This window comes from Mesorhizobium sp. CA13 (assembly GCF_020165235.1).
Classification (GTDB): domain Bacteria; phylum Pseudomonadota; class Alphaproteobacteria; order Rhizobiales; family Rhizobiaceae; genus Mesorhizobium.
In genome coordinates, this window is record NZ_JAIUHS010000001.1 from 405608 (window position 1) to 419076 (window position 13469).

Annotated in this window: 18 protein-coding genes; 6 read left to right on the forward strand and 12 right to left on the reverse strand. The window is 62.8% G+C overall.

Going from position 1 to position 13469, the window contains the following annotated elements:
* Positions 1 to 166: 166 nt before the first annotated feature.
* Positions 167 to 823, forward strand: coding sequence for an outer membrane protein (locus LB566_RS02120; protein ID WP_140494406.1), 657 nt, complete (start codon positions 167 to 169; stop codon positions 821 to 823).
* A gap of 62 nt (positions 824 to 885) precedes the next feature.
* Here LB566_RS02120 and LB566_RS02125 read toward each other — a convergent pair whose 3' ends face one another.
* Complete coding sequence (locus LB566_RS02125; RefSeq protein ID WP_140494408.1) at positions 886 to 1482, reverse strand: glutathione S-transferase family protein; 597 nt, start codon at positions 1480 to 1482, stop codon at positions 886 to 888.
* A 382-nt stretch (positions 1483 to 1864) separates the two neighbouring features.
* On the reverse strand, positions 1865 to 2311 hold the full coding sequence (locus LB566_RS02130; RefSeq protein WP_140520634.1) for a histone: 447 nt from the start codon (positions 2309 to 2311) through the stop codon (positions 1865 to 1867).
* A gap of 540 nt (positions 2312 to 2851) precedes the next feature.
* On the opposite strand from LB566_RS02130, the gene LB566_RS02135 reads away from it, so the two are divergent.
* Entirely contained in the window at positions 2852 to 3163 is a 312-nt protein-coding gene (locus LB566_RS02135; protein ID WP_224622803.1) for a transcriptional regulator, read from the forward strand.
* 51 nt (positions 3164 to 3214) lie between these two features.
* On the opposite strand, the gene LB566_RS02140 is transcribed toward LB566_RS02135, so the two are convergent.
* The 5 genes from LB566_RS02140 to LB566_RS02160 all read right to left on the reverse strand — a co-directional run bounded on the left by LB566_RS02140 (position 3215) and on the right by LB566_RS02160 (position 6150).
* Positions 3215 to 4051 carry a DMT family transporter gene (locus tag LB566_RS02140; protein WP_224622805.1) on the reverse strand — a complete coding sequence of 279 codons (837 nt, stop codon included), beginning with the start codon at positions 4049 to 4051 and terminating at the stop codon, positions 3215 to 3217.
* Positions 4048 to 4629, reverse strand: coding sequence for a TetR/AcrR family transcriptional regulator (locus LB566_RS02145; RefSeq protein ID WP_140549397.1), 582 nt, complete (start codon positions 4627 to 4629; stop codon positions 4048 to 4050). The genes LB566_RS02140 and LB566_RS02145 overlap by 4 nt, the downstream gene beginning before the upstream one ends.
* A 130-nt stretch (positions 4630 to 4759) precedes the next feature.
* Positions 4760 to 5212 carry a hypothetical protein gene (locus tag LB566_RS02150; protein ID WP_224622807.1) on the reverse strand — a complete coding sequence of 151 codons (453 nt, stop codon included), beginning with the start codon at positions 5210 to 5212 and terminating at the stop codon, positions 4760 to 4762.
* 113 nt (positions 5213 to 5325) lie between these two features.
* Positions 5326 to 5691, reverse strand: coding sequence for a DoxX family protein (locus LB566_RS02155; protein ID WP_224622809.1), 366 nt, complete (start codon positions 5689 to 5691; stop codon positions 5326 to 5328).
* An 18-nt stretch (positions 5692 to 5709) separates the two neighbouring features.
* On the reverse strand, positions 5710 to 6150 hold the full coding sequence (locus tag LB566_RS02160; RefSeq protein WP_224622810.1) for a VOC family protein: 441 nt from the start codon (positions 6148 to 6150) through the stop codon (positions 5710 to 5712).
* Between the two features lie 183 nt (positions 6151 to 6333).
* Here LB566_RS02160 and LB566_RS02165 point away from each other — a divergent pair, with 183 nt between their 5' ends.
* Positions 6334 to 7140, forward strand: coding sequence for an AraC family transcriptional regulator (locus LB566_RS02165; protein WP_224622812.1), 807 nt, complete (start codon positions 6334 to 6336; stop codon positions 7138 to 7140).
* Positions 7141 to 7199: 59 nt separating this feature from the next.
* On the opposite strand, the gene LB566_RS02170 is transcribed toward LB566_RS02165, so the two are convergent.
* From LB566_RS02170 to LB566_RS02180, 3 genes are read right to left on the reverse strand one after another with little or no spacing between them, the layout of a single operon-like run.
* The gene (locus tag LB566_RS02170; protein ID WP_224622814.1) at positions 7200 to 8048 is read right to left on the reverse strand and encodes a 23S rRNA (adenine(2030)-N(6))-methyltransferase RlmJ; all 849 of its coding nucleotides are present in this window, start codon (positions 8046 to 8048) and stop codon (positions 7200 to 7202) included.
* Positions 8045 to 8656, reverse strand: coding sequence for a hypothetical protein (locus tag LB566_RS02175; RefSeq protein ID WP_224622816.1), 612 nt, complete (start codon positions 8654 to 8656; stop codon positions 8045 to 8047). Before LB566_RS02175 ends, LB566_RS02170 begins: the two co-directional genes overlap by 4 nt.
* A 37-nt stretch (positions 8657 to 8693) precedes the next feature.
* Positions 8694 to 9353, reverse strand: a complete 660-nt coding sequence (locus LB566_RS02180) for a TetR/AcrR family transcriptional regulator (protein WP_224622818.1) — start codon at positions 9351 to 9353, stop codon at positions 8694 to 8696.
* A gap of 85 nt (positions 9354 to 9438) precedes the next feature.
* Here LB566_RS02180 and LB566_RS02185 point away from each other — a divergent pair, with 85 nt between their 5' ends.
* The 3 genes from LB566_RS02185 to LB566_RS02195 all read left to right on the forward strand — a co-directional run bounded on the left by LB566_RS02185 (position 9439) and on the right by LB566_RS02195 (position 11457).
* Entirely contained in the window at positions 9439 to 9903 is a 465-nt protein-coding gene (locus LB566_RS02185; RefSeq protein ID WP_140549274.1) for a carboxymuconolactone decarboxylase family protein, read from the forward strand.
* Positions 9904 to 10043: 140 nt separating this feature from the next.
* Positions 10044 to 10643, forward strand: coding sequence for a YdeI/OmpD-associated family protein (locus LB566_RS02190; RefSeq protein ID WP_224623620.1), 600 nt, complete (start codon positions 10044 to 10046; stop codon positions 10641 to 10643).
* A 205-nt stretch (positions 10644 to 10848) separates the two neighbouring features.
* On the forward strand, positions 10849 to 11457 hold the full coding sequence (locus LB566_RS02195; RefSeq protein WP_224622820.1) for a T6SS immunity protein Tdi1 domain-containing protein: 609 nt from the start codon (positions 10849 to 10851) through the stop codon (positions 11455 to 11457).
* A gap of 6 nt (positions 11458 to 11463) precedes the next feature.
* On the opposite strand, the gene LB566_RS02200 is transcribed toward LB566_RS02195, so the two are convergent.
* Together LB566_RS02200 and LB566_RS02205 are read right to left on the reverse strand one after the other, a co-directional pair.
* Positions 11464 to 11913 carry a DNA polymerase III subunit chi gene (locus LB566_RS02200; protein ID WP_224622822.1) on the reverse strand — a complete coding sequence of 150 codons (450 nt, stop codon included), beginning with the start codon at positions 11911 to 11913 and terminating at the stop codon, positions 11464 to 11466.
* 9 nt (positions 11914 to 11922) lie between these two features.
* Positions 11923 to 13443, reverse strand: coding sequence for a leucyl aminopeptidase (locus LB566_RS02205; protein ID WP_224622824.1), 1521 nt, complete (start codon positions 13441 to 13443; stop codon positions 11923 to 11925).
* Between the last annotated feature and the right edge of the window lie 26 nt (positions 13444 to 13469).

Below are 13469 nucleotides of genomic sequence, written 5' to 3' on the forward strand. Positions count from 1 at the left end.
TCTGCCTCATTCGCGCCGGGGAATGACCCAAGTTCAGGTTCGCTTCAGCCGTATTTCGACACGACATTTGGAACCGACGAACGCCAGATCCGTTTCACCCCCCGGACGGGTTGATGGGCGATCGTAAGAACAAGCCTGTGTCCTGTGGCTTAAGGAGTAAACAACAATGCAAGCCAATCTCAAATTCGCACGGCCCCTGGCCGTAGCGCTCGGGCTCTTCGCCCTCGGTGGAACTGCCTATGCCGCCGATGTGGTCCAGGAAGAGCCGCCGGCGCCTGCCCCGGTCGCCGAACTGCCCGTCGCGTCCTGGGCCGGCCCCTATGCCGGTCTTAATCTTGGCTATGGCTTCAGCGGCCGTACCAAGGAAAAGGATTTCGACGTTGAAACCGATACCAAGGGCTTCATCGGCAGCGTCTTCGGCGGCTATCAGTGGCAGCAGGAGAACTTCGTCTACGGCGGTGAAGCCGAACTCGGCTACAACGGCGTCAAGGGCGACGATAATGGCATCGATTCCAAGGCCGGCTTCGAAGGCTCGCTGCGTGCCCGTCTCGGCTACGCTGTGACCCCGGAAATCCTGCTCTACGGCACCGGTGGTCTCGCCGGCAGGAGCCTGAAGGTGGAGGACAGCGTCCTCGGCGCCAGCGACCGCGCCACCATGATCGGCTGGACCGCCGGTCTTGGTACCGACATCAAGCTGACCGACAATGTGTTCGGCCGCGTCGAATATCGCTACACCGACTTCGGCAGCAAGGACTTCGATGGCATCGGCAAGGTCAAGGCCACCGACAACCGCGTCACCTTCGGCGTTGGTATGAAGTTCTAAGTCGTTCAAGCCACGACACGAAGAAGCCGGGCCTCGCGCCCGGCTTTTTTATTGTCGGCCGCTCACGCGGGAACGCAGGGCTTCAGGTCCGGGAATTTCTCATCGAAGCGCGCGGCCCAGCGGACCAGCCGGTTGCGGCCTTTTTCCCATTTCCCGGCGAAACGCAGCGCCAGGTACCCAAGGCAGGCGCGCAGCGCCATCTGGCCGGCGGTGATCTTCTTCGGCAGTTTCGGCGGATTGGCATTGAGCAGATCGAGCGCGGCGGTGATCTTCGCCCACTGGCGGTCGAGCCAGGGCTGATAGACCATCTCCTCGGGCCGCGTGCGGCGCTCATAGACCATCGACAGCGCACAGTCGCAGATGCCGTCCGCCAACGCTTCCAGCACTTCCGCTTCCAGCCGCTTGTCGGGATTGCGCGGAAACAGCGCGCTCTTCGACATCCGGTTGAGCTGCTGGGTGATGGCTCGGCTGTCGTGGATCGAGCGGCCGTCGTCGAGCACCAGCACGGGGATCTTGCCCAGCGGATTGGCGCCGATCAGTTCGGCCGGCTTGTCTTCGGTTTTGACAGGCGCCAGGTCGACGGCGATGCCGGCATAAAGTGCCGCCATTCGTACCTTGGAACTGTAGGGGGACGTGGAGGCGTAAAGCAGCTTCGGCATGGTCGGGTTCCTGTTGGCAGGCCGCCACTGTTGACCGGGCGCCCTTCCCCGCGCAACAGCCAGAAGCGGAAAAACCAGCCGCCAGCGGCCGGCGACCACTCCTGCATGCCTTGGTCTCTTGTACGCCTTGATCCGGATGCGCCACATGTGATGACGGCAACACTCCGACAGGCCGGACAAGACCAACGATCGTTCCGCCGCCGCACGATAGCGCGCAACAAAAGCCCACCGGACTTCGCCCTGCGGCGAAGTCCTGGGAGCTGCGAAAGATTTCTGGCGTCCGCCCCTCTCGTTGCGCCCCAATGCCAGAGCAGAGGGCGAGGGCCTCAACGGCACCTGCCCTCATTTCTGCCGACACGGTCCCCGGCGCGAAGAAACGTGACTACTTCTTCGCGGCCTTCGCCGGCGCTGCTTTCTTGGCGGCGGGTGCCGCCTTCTTCACCGGTGCCGAAGACTTCGCCGCGGCGGCCTTGGCCGGAGCCTTGGCCGGAGCTGCCTTCTTCGCAGCGGGCTTGGCCGCGGCCTTGGCAGCGGGCTTCCTTGCCGGAGCGGCTTTCTTCGCCGGAGCGGCCTTCTTGGCCGGTGCAGCCTTCTTTGCGGATGCGGCGCTGGCCTTGGCGGGCGCTGCCTTCTTCGCCGCCGGTTTCGCGGCGGCCTTGGCTGCCGGCTTCTTGGCCGGTGCCGCCTTCGCCTTGGGCGCTGCCGCCTTCGGCTTGGCAGCGGGTGCTGCTTTCTTGACTGCGGTCGCGGCTTTCGCCGCTGCCGCTTTTACAGGTGCTTTCTTTGCCGGTGCCTTGGATGCCGGCGCTTTTGATGACTGCTTAGCCATGCGATGCCCCTTGCGTTATGCCGACGACCGTTAATGGCCCGGCGTGTCATGCTTATCTGACTCGCGCCTCGCTAGCCAGCGAAGCAATGATATGATTTTCTCAGCTTAAATTTTCGTTGCGATCGACACATGATCGCACTCATCGTCGCAAAAATATGGCGTGATCTTCCGATATCGCCAGAAATTTGGCACCGACATTCTCGATACGCTGCGAGAGCGCGCCTGCCATGAGACTGCAAAGATCAGGAAGCAGCTTCGCGCATCGATCTTCGGCTGCGAATATCATGAGCTGCGGCTTATAGAGAATGATCATCTTTTGCAGACGACCGGTCCCTTCGGATTACAAGTGCAATGCGATGCGCCCATCTGGAGATCACCTTGTCAAGCCTGGCTTCATCACTGAATTGACAGATTACTCTGCATGCCAGAGTATTCTGGCAAGTGCGTTCGATGTCGTTCACAAAGGCGAAGGGTTAGTACTGCCCGAGGCAGCAGAGCCATAGGGTGACAGCTCAAGGTCCGCAGCATTGGAGCCAATTGATGAGTGCCGACGACATCATCCATCAGAGTATACGGCTCAGGATCATGGCCGCCCTGAACACGCTGGAAAGACGCGAGGCGCTGGAGTTCACGCAGCTGAAGGCCATGATCGAAACCACCGACGGAAATCTCGGCGCGCATCTCGATACGCTGGCCAAAGCGGGCTACGTCGATGTTGAAAAGCTTTTCATCGGGCGGCGGCCGCGGACACGGATCAGAGCAACGACGATCGGGCGCCGCGCTTTTCGCGGTCACATCGCCTTTCTTCGAAAGATCATCGGCGAAGCCGAAGCGACGCGAGGCAGGAAGTAGCACTGCGATCGCGCAAGCGTTGTCGGCGCGAAATGCCGGCACACATTTTCGTCACGGCTGATATCCGAGGCAGATGGCACCGAGCGCGACGATTGCGCAGGCGCCGACCCGCCGCGGTGTCAACGTCTCACCGAGAAACAGGCGTCCGATGAAGACCGCGAAGACGACGCTGGTCTCGCGGATCGCGGTGATGGGGCCGGCCGGCCCCAAGGCGAAAGCCGCCATCACCAGACCGTAAGCTAAAAGCGCAAACACGCCGCCGCCGAGCGCCTTCCAGGTTTCCGGCGCCTGCGGATCGACGGCCAACCGGCCGCGGCAGACGACGAACGCCGCGGGCAGCAATAAGCCGTAGATCAGCAGGACCCAGGCAGTGTACGCGCCAGCATTGCCCGCCGCGCGAACGCCGATCGCGTCGACGGTCGCATAGGCGGCAATGATTGCTCCCGTTGCGAGCGCATAGAGGATCGATTTGGCGGTGGCTCGTCCTCGACCAATTGAAAGACCCATGATTCCACCGCCGACGAGGGCGACACCTACCGTCTCTGGAATGGTGAGCCGCTGGCCAGCGAGCAGAAATCCACCGAGCGTGACCAGCAATGGCACGCTGCCGCGCACGATCGGATAGACCTGCCCCAGATCGCCATGTCTGTAAGCGGCCACAAGAAACATGCTGTAGCTGACCTGAAGACAGGCTGAGAACAAGACATAGGGCCAGGCCGGCGCGGCCGGAAGAGCATGGAAAATCACGAAGGGAATGGCGAGGGCCGTGCTGGAGAAGCTCATGACAGTGACGGTCCACAACCTGTCAGTTCCCGTTCGCAGGAAAGCGTTCCAACTTGCGTGCAGGAGCGCCGCAAAGAGCGCGAGCCCGACGACCAGCGGGCTCATTGCGGCTTGCGCGAAGTGGCGATGATGCCCAGGGCCGCCTTGCGGGCGGCGCGGATGGCTATATCCGCCTGTCCCATCTGCGCCATCAGGGTGGCACCTTCGATCAGCATCAGCAGTGCCGCTGCCACGCTCCCGGCCCGCCCGCGCGGCATTACCTCCGAAAGGATTGCTTGCATACGCTGCCTGAGGCCGTTCTTCTGCCTGGCGGCAGCTTTGAACACCGGATGTTGGGGGTCGCCGAACTCAGCCAGCGCATGAGCAAACAGACAACCGTGGAAATCCGGGCTGTGGAACCAGCGCTCGTGCCAGTCGAGGATTTTTCCGATTTTCTGCTCCGGCGTGGTGCACTCCCGGGCCAAGCGATCGAGCTGACACTCAAAACGCCTGGCGCGATGATCGAGCACTTCGACGATCAACTCGTCCTTGCTGGGGAAATGGCGATACATCGTCATCTTGGCCACATCGGCCTCGGCGATGATCCGGTCTATCCCAGTGGCATGAAAGCCGGCGCGCTTGAACAGCGCATAGGCCGTTTCGACGACATGCTGGCGTTTGTCGGAGACAGGCGATGATGCCACAGGGATCACCAGATGATGAGACAGGTCTGTCTCATCACGATGCGATCGATTCCGTCTTCTGTCAAGACAACAGAAAGGCGCCCGCGGCTGAAGCCGCAGACGCTAAAAAGAAATCGAGACTGGAAGCGGGTTAGCGCAGCACGCGGCAGCGGCCGTTGTAGACCATCCAGCGGTCGAAGCCCGAGACGCAGAATTCGACATTGTCGCCGATCGAGGCAAAGCCCTGGCCTTCCTCGATCAGGTACCAGATGGCGCGGTCGCGGCCATCCGAGAGGGCGACCGTGGCGCCGCAATAGCGACGGCCGATCGGCCATTCCTCGCTGGCCGGCAAGTAGCGATTCTGGTGGATGCGGTGGAAATCGGTGATCGCGACATCCGGCAGGTGCGGCACGTGCCGCACCTGGTAGGAGAAGCGGCTGGTGATCTTGTTCAGCACCCAGGCTTCGCCGCAAATGCCGCTGTCCTCCTCAGAATAGACGGCAAGATCGGCGGCTTGCGCCGCCTGGGTGAAGCCAAGCGATGTGCCAAACGGCGTGCAGAGCGAGATCAGGGCGGCAAGGGTGGAGCGGGCGAAGCGAGTCATGGCAGCCTCTCAAGGTCGATTGCGTGCACTGTGCGGGATTCGCCGGGCGGCGGTCAAGCGATTGCATTGACAATGGTTTCCAGGGTGTGGCCGCCGGCTTTGGCCACCGGCCATCAGCCGAGACGCGCCGCCAGCAGCAGCCCGCCGATAACGGCGATGTTAACCAGGAAGGCGGACCTCAGCACCTGCCTTTCCGGCCCGTGATGGCGCCAGAAAGGCAGGACGAGCAGGTTCGCCGCCACCGTGAACAGGATGAGCGCGCCGGCGGCATAGGGCACCGCGATGCCGATGGCGAGGCAGAAGCCGGCCGCGACCTCCAGCACCGAGCCGGCGGCGAGCAGGAAGACCGGAGCCGGAAACCGCCGCGCCGCCAGGTCTTCGCTGATCGCCCTGAACCTGACGAAATGCTCGACCCCGGCCCAAAGGAAAACGCCCCCGATCAGCAGCAGGCCGAACGCCGATGCGATATCGGTGACCATGGCCAGGCTCCGCCCGCCTCAGTCTTCGGGAACGAAGGCAGGATTGTAGACGACCTCCCAGAGATGGTCGTCAGGATCCTGGAAGTAACCGGCATAGCCGCCCCAGAACGTCTTCTGGGCCGGCTTGACCAGGTGCGCGCCGGCCTTGACCGCCTCAGCCATCACAGCATCGACCTCGGTCTCGCTGGCCACATTATGGCCGAGGGTGAGCTCGGTCGGGCTGCGGCCGCTCTGGCCGATGCCCGCATCATGGGCGATGCCTGCATCGTGTGCGATGCTGCTGCGTTCGAAGATGGCGAACTTCAATCCGCCGTGCAGGGTGAAGAAGGCGACGGCGCCGTGCTCGAACTCGCGGCCGATGATCCCTTCGCTCGGAAGCCCCAGCCCGGTGCGATAGAATTCGAGCGATGCTTCCAGATTGTCGACGCCAAGCGTGATGACACTTATTCGGGCTTTCATATCGATTCTCCTTTCAAGGGTCAGCGTTGTTTCGCCGCCGGGCGGGGAGCGGGTATGACTGGTCCGCGCAACCATCGCCGACAGGCTGCGTTTGATTTGCCATAGCGGAGGCGCCGCGAATTGAAGATTTCGGCCAAAATGCCGACGCTGGGGCCAAATTGGAAAGCCGACGAAGGCGGATGAATGGAAGCGGTACCGGCACAGACCACCGGCTTTTTCCGTGAACGCCCCGCGCATCCGCGGCTGAGCGGCGCGTTCGCTTCGGTATGGGTCCACTCCATGCAGGAAAAGGACGCGCCACCCGTCATCATCACGCCGGATGCGACGATCGACCTGCAATGGATCGACGGCCGGTTCCGCATCGCCGGGCCGGACAAGGAGCCGCAGGTCGAGGCGCTGCCCTCCGGCGCCCTGGTCATCGGCTTCCGCTTCCGACCAGGTGCCGCCGCGGCCTGGCTGGGCATGCCGGCGAGCGAGATCGTCGGACAGCGGCTCGACCTGAATGAGTTATGGGGTGCCAGGGCACGCCAGCTCGCGGGCCGTGTCCGTGCAAATCCCGATCTCGCTGTCCTGGTGAAATCCCTGGAGAACGCCGTCGGCCAATCCGGCGACGGGCATGAGGTCCTCGATCCGGTGATGCATCACGCTTATGACGCCATTAACCGCGGCCTGCCGGCCGGCGCGCCTCTGGTGCCCTTTCTGCTTCGCGCGCTGCACCTGAGCGAGAGGACCTTGCGCCGCCGCTTCGAAGAGAGTTTCGGCTACGGGCCGAAGACGCTCGACCGCATCCTGCGCTTTCATCGCTTCCGTCGCCTGCAACGGGTGTCCGGCGATGTCTCGACCGCGGTGCTGGCGGCGGAAGCCGGCTATTCGGACCAGGCTCATCTCATCCGCGAAAGCCGGCGGCTGTCGGGCATAACGCCCTCGGCATTGGTGCACGGCATATCGCGGAATGTAAGCGGAGCCGGGCCGGCCGCAGAGCCGCTTTAACTGTTTGTCGTGGCGCATCTGCGAGGACGCCGCCTGCAACCGGCATTCCGCCGCCGCTGCTACTCCCCTGCCAGCCAGTTCAGCGTCCAGTGCGCCGGCCTTTCCAGGACCAGCAATTTGTGCAGGACCGGCAGGAGAATGCGCAATTCACCTTCCAGCGTGAAGGGCGGGTTGGCCACGACCAGGCCGCTTCCGTCGAGACTGGGCTCTTGCGAGGCGGGCCGGATTTCGAATTCGATGTCGAGCAATTTCGGAACGCCGGTTTCCTTCAGCGCCTTGCGGAAGCCAATCACCGCCTTGCGGTCCTTGATCGGATACCACAGCGCATAGATGCCGCCCGGCCAGCGCTTGTGCGCCTTCGCCAGCCCGTCGACGAGGCGGCCGAACTCGCCCTCTTCCTCGAATGGCGGATCGATCAGCACCAGCCCGCGCTTTTCCTTCGGCGGCAGGTGCGCGCCGAGCGCCAGCCAGCCGTCGAGCTCGATCACCCTTGTCTGGAAATCGCCGGCGAATTCCGTCTTCAGCTTCGCGACATCCTTCGGGTGCAGTTCGATCGCCGACAGCCGGTCCTGCTTGCGCAGAAGGTGCCGCGCGACCAGCGGCGAGCCCGGGTATTTTTTCAATTGACCGTCTGCGTTGCACGCACGCACCGCGTCGAGATAGGGCGCGAGCAGCATTGCGGCCTGGGCTTCGGGCGCAGCATCGACCAGTCGGCCGATGCCGCCTTGCCATTCGCCGGTCTTCTGCGCCTCGAGCGAGGACAGATCGTAGCGGCCGATGCCGGCATGGGTGTCGATGACGCGAAAGGCCTTGTCCTTCTGCTTCAGATATTCGAGCAGCCGCGTCAGCACGACGTGCTTGACGACGTCGGCAAAATTTCCGGCGTGATAGGCGTGGCGATAGTTCATGTGGCGCCCCTGCCCCAGCGTGGCGGCGGTGGCTGTGAATTCGGATTTTGCGGCCGGCCGCCGGCAGAACGCAAGGACATCAGGAAGCCGATCAGGCCGATCGCCATCAGCGCGAAGCCAACCGGTCGCGCACGGCTGTCGGTCTCGCCGACACCGGAGCGCAAGACAAGATCGACCGCGCGTATCGGAATGTCCTCGGCGTCGCCGGGACCGACGGTGAAGACATAGGGGCCGGGGCCGACGGTCCCGATCACGCCGGCCTCATCGCGGAAGATCTTGTCGGGCAGTTGCGGGCTCGCCTGACGCGGATTGTCGGAATGATTGAACTGAAGCGTCGAGGCAAGCACCGTGCGACCGCCGGTGGCGGCTGTCAGCGTCAGCACCGTGCGCTGCTGCGAAACGATGCGCTCGGCCCTCGCGGTCAAGTCGACCAGCACCCTGACCGGCGCATCGCGCGCGGCAAGCGGCACGGTGACTTGCTTGAAGCGGCCGCCATCATAGACCCGCCAGCTGCCGATCTGGTGACCGGAGAAATTGGTCATCGCCCATGGATAGATGGCGCCGACGCCGACGCCAGCGAGCAGGATCAACAGGAACAGAAAGCGCATTCAGGGAATCACCTTGTAATCGGGCGTTGCCGGACAATCAGCCTGCATTGGCGCTGTCGCGCAGGCGCTCCATTTCGTCCAATAGCATGTCGAGGCCGAGTTCGAACGTCTTGTCGAAACCGCCGGTGCCGAAATAGGTCCCGGCCGCCATGACACTGGGGAAATCCTTCGCCAGTTGCTCGTCGTCGACGGTGGTCACCGCCGACGGGCCCTTGGCGTAGCCCGCGGTCTCGTCGAGGATCGCGCCCATGAGATAATAGCTGGCGGTGCGAAACAGCCTGGCGCTGAGTTCCGGGCCGAAACCGCCAGCCTCGAATAGGCCGATGACGCCGTTCAGCATGGCCAGACAAGGCGGCGAATTCATGCGGTAGACGACAAGGAATGGTGCGAAGGCCGGGTGCTCCTTCGCAACACGGCGAAACTCATGCATGACCATCCTGATCCTGTCGCGCCACGGCATGCTGTCGTCGGGGATAACCATCCCGCTGACCTGTCGATCGACCAACGCCTCGTAGAGGTGCGCTTGTGAGGGGAAGTGATGATAAATGCTCATCGCCTCGCAGCCGAGCACGGCGGCGAGCTTGCGCATCGAAAAACCGGAAAGACCCTCCTTCTCGATCACCTCGAAAGCGGCATCCTCGATCATCTCGCGGGACAGCCGTCCGCGTGCTCGCTTTTTTTTGATCGATGAGTCCATGGCCGCGCTTGACAACTTACAGCGTAAGGTTCATTTTTCATTTCACCTTACACAGTAAGGCTAACAAAGACCAGAGGAGGAAAACATGTCACACCATCGCATTGCCAAATCCGTGCATTCTTCCTTCCATCGTGCGTTGGCTCTAACCGCCGTGGCCTGCGTCCTCGCCGCGGCCCCTGCCTATGCCGATGACTACGATGCAACCATAAAGGACATCCAGTCGACCATGGGCGGCGTGCCGAGCTTTGTGAAGCAACTTCCCAAAGCGGGTCTGCCCGGCGCCTGGGCCGAGGTCAAGGCCATCGAACTCAGCGACAAGACGGCGCTGCCGCCAAAAGTAAAGTCATTGATTTCGCTGGCGGTGGCGGCGCAGATCCCGTGCAACTACTGCATCTGGTCGGACACGCAAGACGCCAAGCGCGCCGGCGCTACCGATGAGGAAATCCAGGAGGCGGTGGCGATGGCGGCGCTGACCCGCCATTGGAGCACCATCTTCAATGGCATGCAGGTCGATTTCGACACGTTCAAGAAGGAAATGGGCGGGCAATGAAACGACCCTGCGATGGTCCGCGCCTGCGGGCCATCGCAGACCTGCCGTCATCCGGCAGCGCCATGATCTTCGCCTTCGATTGTCATCCCGCGGGAGATGCCGCATTGAAAGTGCAATCGCAAGCATGGACGAGGCCGCAAATGGCGCCGGTCAAGGTCGACCCCGACAAGGTGCACGAGTTCGAGGACGCCGAGAGCTTTTATACCTGGCTCGGCGAGCATCATGACAGGGAAACCGAGGTCTGGATCAAAATCCACAAGACCGGCTCGGGACTGAGGTCGATCTCGCCGAAGGAAGCGATCGACGTCGTGCTGTGCTGGGGCTGGATCGACGCGGTGCGCAAGGGGCTCGACGAGAAGAGCTTCCTGCAGCGCTACACGCCGAGGACGAAGAAAAGCATCTGGAGCCAGATCAACATCGACAATGTCGCCCGGCTGATCGACGACGGCCGGATGACGCGGCATGGGCTGGCCGAGGTCGAGGCCGCCAAGGCCGATGGCCGCTGGGCGCGCGCCTATGCCAGCGGCAAGGACATGAAAATTCCCGATGACCTGCAGGCCGCGATCGACGCCGAGCCAGAGGCTCGGCAAATGTTCGAAAAACTCAGCGCGCAGAACCGCTTCGCGCTCGCCTTCCGTATCCACAACATGAAGACCGAAGCCGGGCGCAGGAAGAAGATCGAGACTTTTGTCGAGATGCTCAAGCGCGGCGAGACGATCCATCCGCAGGGGAAGAAGTAAGGCTGTTCATGTAACGAGCGACAGGTTTCTTCCGGTTCAATGATCGCGATCCGCATTTACCATTCCGCCAACGGCCTCGCGCCATTTATATACAATCAGATCAGGAGCAATGCCCATCATTCGATCCCCGAATGCATCTGAAAGGCGCGCGTCGGATTGCCGTCAAAGCCAACCGCAAGTATACATGGGTTTGGGGGACGATTTTATGAGCAACTCTCTTTGGAAGTTTATTTCTTCAATTCTGGGCGGCTTTCGTACTGCACGAGATCGGTCTGACGGCCGACGCAGCAACACAGGCGCGGCCCGAGCAACCGGCCTGGTCAGGTCGGCATGGCCTCGCGATCTCCAGCTTTTCTTTATCGAACCGTCGGGCAAGGATGTCGCGGAAGCGCTTGACGGCTGGACGTGGATCGGCTTGGACGGCCTGGAGCCGGCGGCGGTTTCAGCCTTTGGCGACATCTTCTTCCGCGCCGCTGATGGCTCGGTCCATCATCTCGACATGATCGAGGGGCGATTGTCCCCGATTTCCGCGAGTTGGGCGGAGTTTGCAGCACAGATGGAGGACGCCGGTCGCCGAGACGATCTGGTGTTGGCTGGTCTGGTGATCGCGGCGCGAAAAAGGCGAATGATCCTTGGCGCTGGCGAATGTTATGACTTTAAACAGCCGCCCGTGATTGGTGGTGAAATGAGCGTTGGGCAGATGGAAAAAACCTTCTTCGTAGTGAAGGTGCACATTGCGGGGCAAATTCACCGTCAGGTGAAGGATCTCCCGCCCGGCACGAAAATCAACAAGGTGACGATCAGCGACCGCTGACATCCCTCAAGCCTTGCGTTCCCAGCGACGATCGGGCGTCTGCTGCCAATAAGTCACCGCGTGGCCGGCGTCTTTCATCGTCTTCCAGTGCCCGCGGGCGGCCTCGACCTGGGCGGCATCGTGGCCGTCGAACAGGAACACGGCGCGCTCGTAGCCGCCAAGGTCCGGCGGCGCGGCTCCGTCCACCAGGAAACGTATCTGCGCCGCGTTCGGGTTGCCGTCTCCGGTGGTCAAAAGGATCGGCTGCTCGGCGGGATGGGCTTCGCGGTCGGTGGCGTGCGCGAGGAAGGAATCGTCACGGAACGTCCACAGATGCTGGTCGAGCGCGTCGCGCCTCTCCTCGGTGCCGGTCTGCACCACGGCGCGCCAGCCGCGATCGACGCTGCGCTCAAGAAGGCCGGGTAGCGCATCCTCCAGCGTCGATTCGGTCAGATGATAAAACAGCACGTCGGCCATGGGTCCCGATCAGCTCTCATAGTGGTCGCGTACGAGCCGGTCGAGCAGCCGCACGCCAAAGCCGGAACCCCAGGACTGGTTGATTTCGTTCGACAGCGCCCCCATGGCGGTGCCTGCGATGTCGAGATGCGCCCAGGGCGTGTCCTTGACGAAGCGCTGCAGGAACTGCGCGGCGATGATGGCGCCGCCATAGCGACCGCCGATGTTCTTCATGTCTGCATTCTTGGAATCGATCAGCTTGTCGTATTCGGGACCGAGCGGCATGCGCCACAGCCGCTCCTGCGTCGACTGCCCGGCTGTCGCCAGGCGTTCCGCCAGTTCGTCATTGTTGGAGAACAGGCCGGCATAGTGCTGGCCGAGCGCGACCATGATCGCGCCGGTCAACGTCGCCAGGTTGACCATGAACTTCGGCTGGAAGCGGTCATTGCAGTACCAGAGCGCATCGGCCAGCACGAGGCGCCCTTCCGCATCGGTGTTGAGCACCTCGATTGTCTGGCCCGACATCGAGGTAACGATGTCGCCGGGACGCTGCGCGTGGCCGTCGACGGCGTTTTCCACCAGCCCGATGATGCCGACGACATTGGCCTTAGCCTTGCGGGCGGCGAGCGCATGCATCAGTCCGGTCACCGCCGCGGCGCCACCCATGTCGCCCTTCATGTCCTCCATGCCGGATGCCGGTTTCATCGAATTGCCGCCGGTGTCGAAGGTGACGCCCTTGCCGATGAAGGCGACCGGGCTGTCCTTGGCCTTGCCGCCGTTCCACTGCATGACGGCCATGCGGGCGCCGCGCGGCGAGCCTTGCGCGACGCCGAGCAGCGACCCCATGCCGAGTTTCTTCATTTCCTTCTCAGCCAGGATCTCGACCTTGACGCCGAGGGCCTCCAGTTCCTTGGCGCGGGCGGCAAACTCGACCGGTCCCAGGACGTTTGCCGGCTCGTTGACGAGGTCACGCGCCAAAAGCACGCCGTCGATCACCGCCTCGGTCTCGGCGAAGGCCTTCTTCGCACCCGCCGGATCGGCGGTGTGGATGGTTATCTTGGCCGGCTTTTTCGGCTCGGCCTTGTCGCCTTGGCCATCGTCCTTGTCTTTCCTGGTCTTGTACTTGTCGAAGGAATAGCTGCGCAGAAGAATACCGGCGGCAAGGCTGGCCGCCTGCGCACCGCTTGACGAGGCGCCGACCACGTCGAGCACCACCGCCACGTCAGTCGCCTTGCGCAGCGACCCCGCGATGGTGCCTCCAAGCTTCGTCCAGGCGTATTCGTCGAGTCCCGATACCTTGCCGGCGCCGACCGCGACCAGCCTGTCGAGCGAGCTTGCCTGCGGCGTCAGCACTTCCACCACGCTGGCAAACTTGGCCGTGAATTCGGCCACCGGGAAGGCCCGTTCCAGCGTCTTGCCAGGATCATACGCCGCGGCGGTTTCGCTCAGGCCGCCATCATCCGCCGCCAGCACGAAGACCGTCCCCTTCCTGTTCGCGGCGGTCTGCGGCGCGGCGAATTTTGCGAAGGCGATCGAGGGTCTCTGGTTCATCATGTCCTGCTTTCGGGGAATGCGCG

Bases quoted from the DNA above. Each gene is read 5' to 3' on its own strand.
- LB566_RS02175 (WP_224622816.1), bottom strand. From the start codon at position 8,656: ATGCGCTTTCTGTTCCTGTTGATCCTGCTCGCTGGCGTCGGCGTCGGC.
- LB566_RS02140 (WP_224622805.1), bottom strand. From the start codon at position 4,051: ATGAGCCCGCTGGTCGTCGGGCTCGCGCTCTTTGCGGCGCTCCTGCAC.
- LB566_RS02125 (WP_140494408.1), bottom strand. From the start codon at position 1,482: ATGCCGAAGCTGCTTTACGCCTCCACGTCCCCCTACAGTTCCAAGGTA.
- LB566_RS02170 (WP_224622814.1), bottom strand. From the start codon at position 8,048: ATGAACTATCGCCACGCCTATCACGCCGGAAATTTTGCCGACGTCGTC.
- LB566_RS02180 (WP_224622818.1), bottom strand. From the start codon at position 9,353: ATGGACTCATCGATCAAAAAAAAGCGAGCACGCGGACGGCTGTCCCGC.
- LB566_RS02130 (WP_140520634.1), bottom strand. From the start codon at position 2,311: ATGGCTAAGCAGTCATCAAAAGCGCCGGCATCCAAGGCACCGGCAAAG.
- LB566_RS02135 (WP_224622803.1), top strand. From the start codon at position 2,852: ATGAGTGCCGACGACATCATCCATCAGAGTATACGGCTCAGGATCATG.
- LB566_RS02160 (WP_224622810.1), bottom strand. From the start codon at position 6,150: ATGAAAGCCCGAATAAGTGTCATCACGCTTGGCGTCGACAATCTGGAA.
- LB566_RS02205 (WP_224622824.1), bottom strand. From the start codon at position 13,443: ATGAACCAGAGACCCTCGATCGCCTTCGCAAAATTCGCCGCGCCGCAG.
- LB566_RS02185 (WP_140549274.1), top strand. From the start codon at position 9,439: ATGTCACACCATCGCATTGCCAAATCCGTGCATTCTTCCTTCCATCGT.
- LB566_RS02190 (WP_224623620.1), top strand. From the start codon at position 10,044: ATGGCGCCGGTCAAGGTCGACCCCGACAAGGTGCACGAGTTCGAGGAC.
- LB566_RS02200 (WP_224622822.1), bottom strand. From the start codon at position 11,913: ATGGCCGACGTGCTGTTTTATCATCTGACCGAATCGACGCTGGAGGAT.
- LB566_RS02165 (WP_224622812.1), top strand. From the start codon at position 6,334: ATGGAAGCGGTACCGGCACAGACCACCGGCTTTTTCCGTGAACGCCCC.
- LB566_RS02155 (WP_224622809.1), bottom strand. From the start codon at position 5,691: ATGGTCACCGATATCGCATCGGCGTTCGGCCTGCTGCTGATCGGGGGC.
- LB566_RS02195 (WP_224622820.1), top strand. From the start codon at position 10,849: ATGAGCAACTCTCTTTGGAAGTTTATTTCTTCAATTCTGGGCGGCTTT.
- LB566_RS02120 (WP_140494406.1), top strand. From the start codon at position 167: ATGCAAGCCAATCTCAAATTCGCACGGCCCCTGGCCGTAGCGCTCGGG.
- LB566_RS02150 (WP_224622807.1), bottom strand. From the start codon at position 5,212: ATGACTCGCTTCGCCCGCTCCACCCTTGCCGCCCTGATCTCGCTCTGC.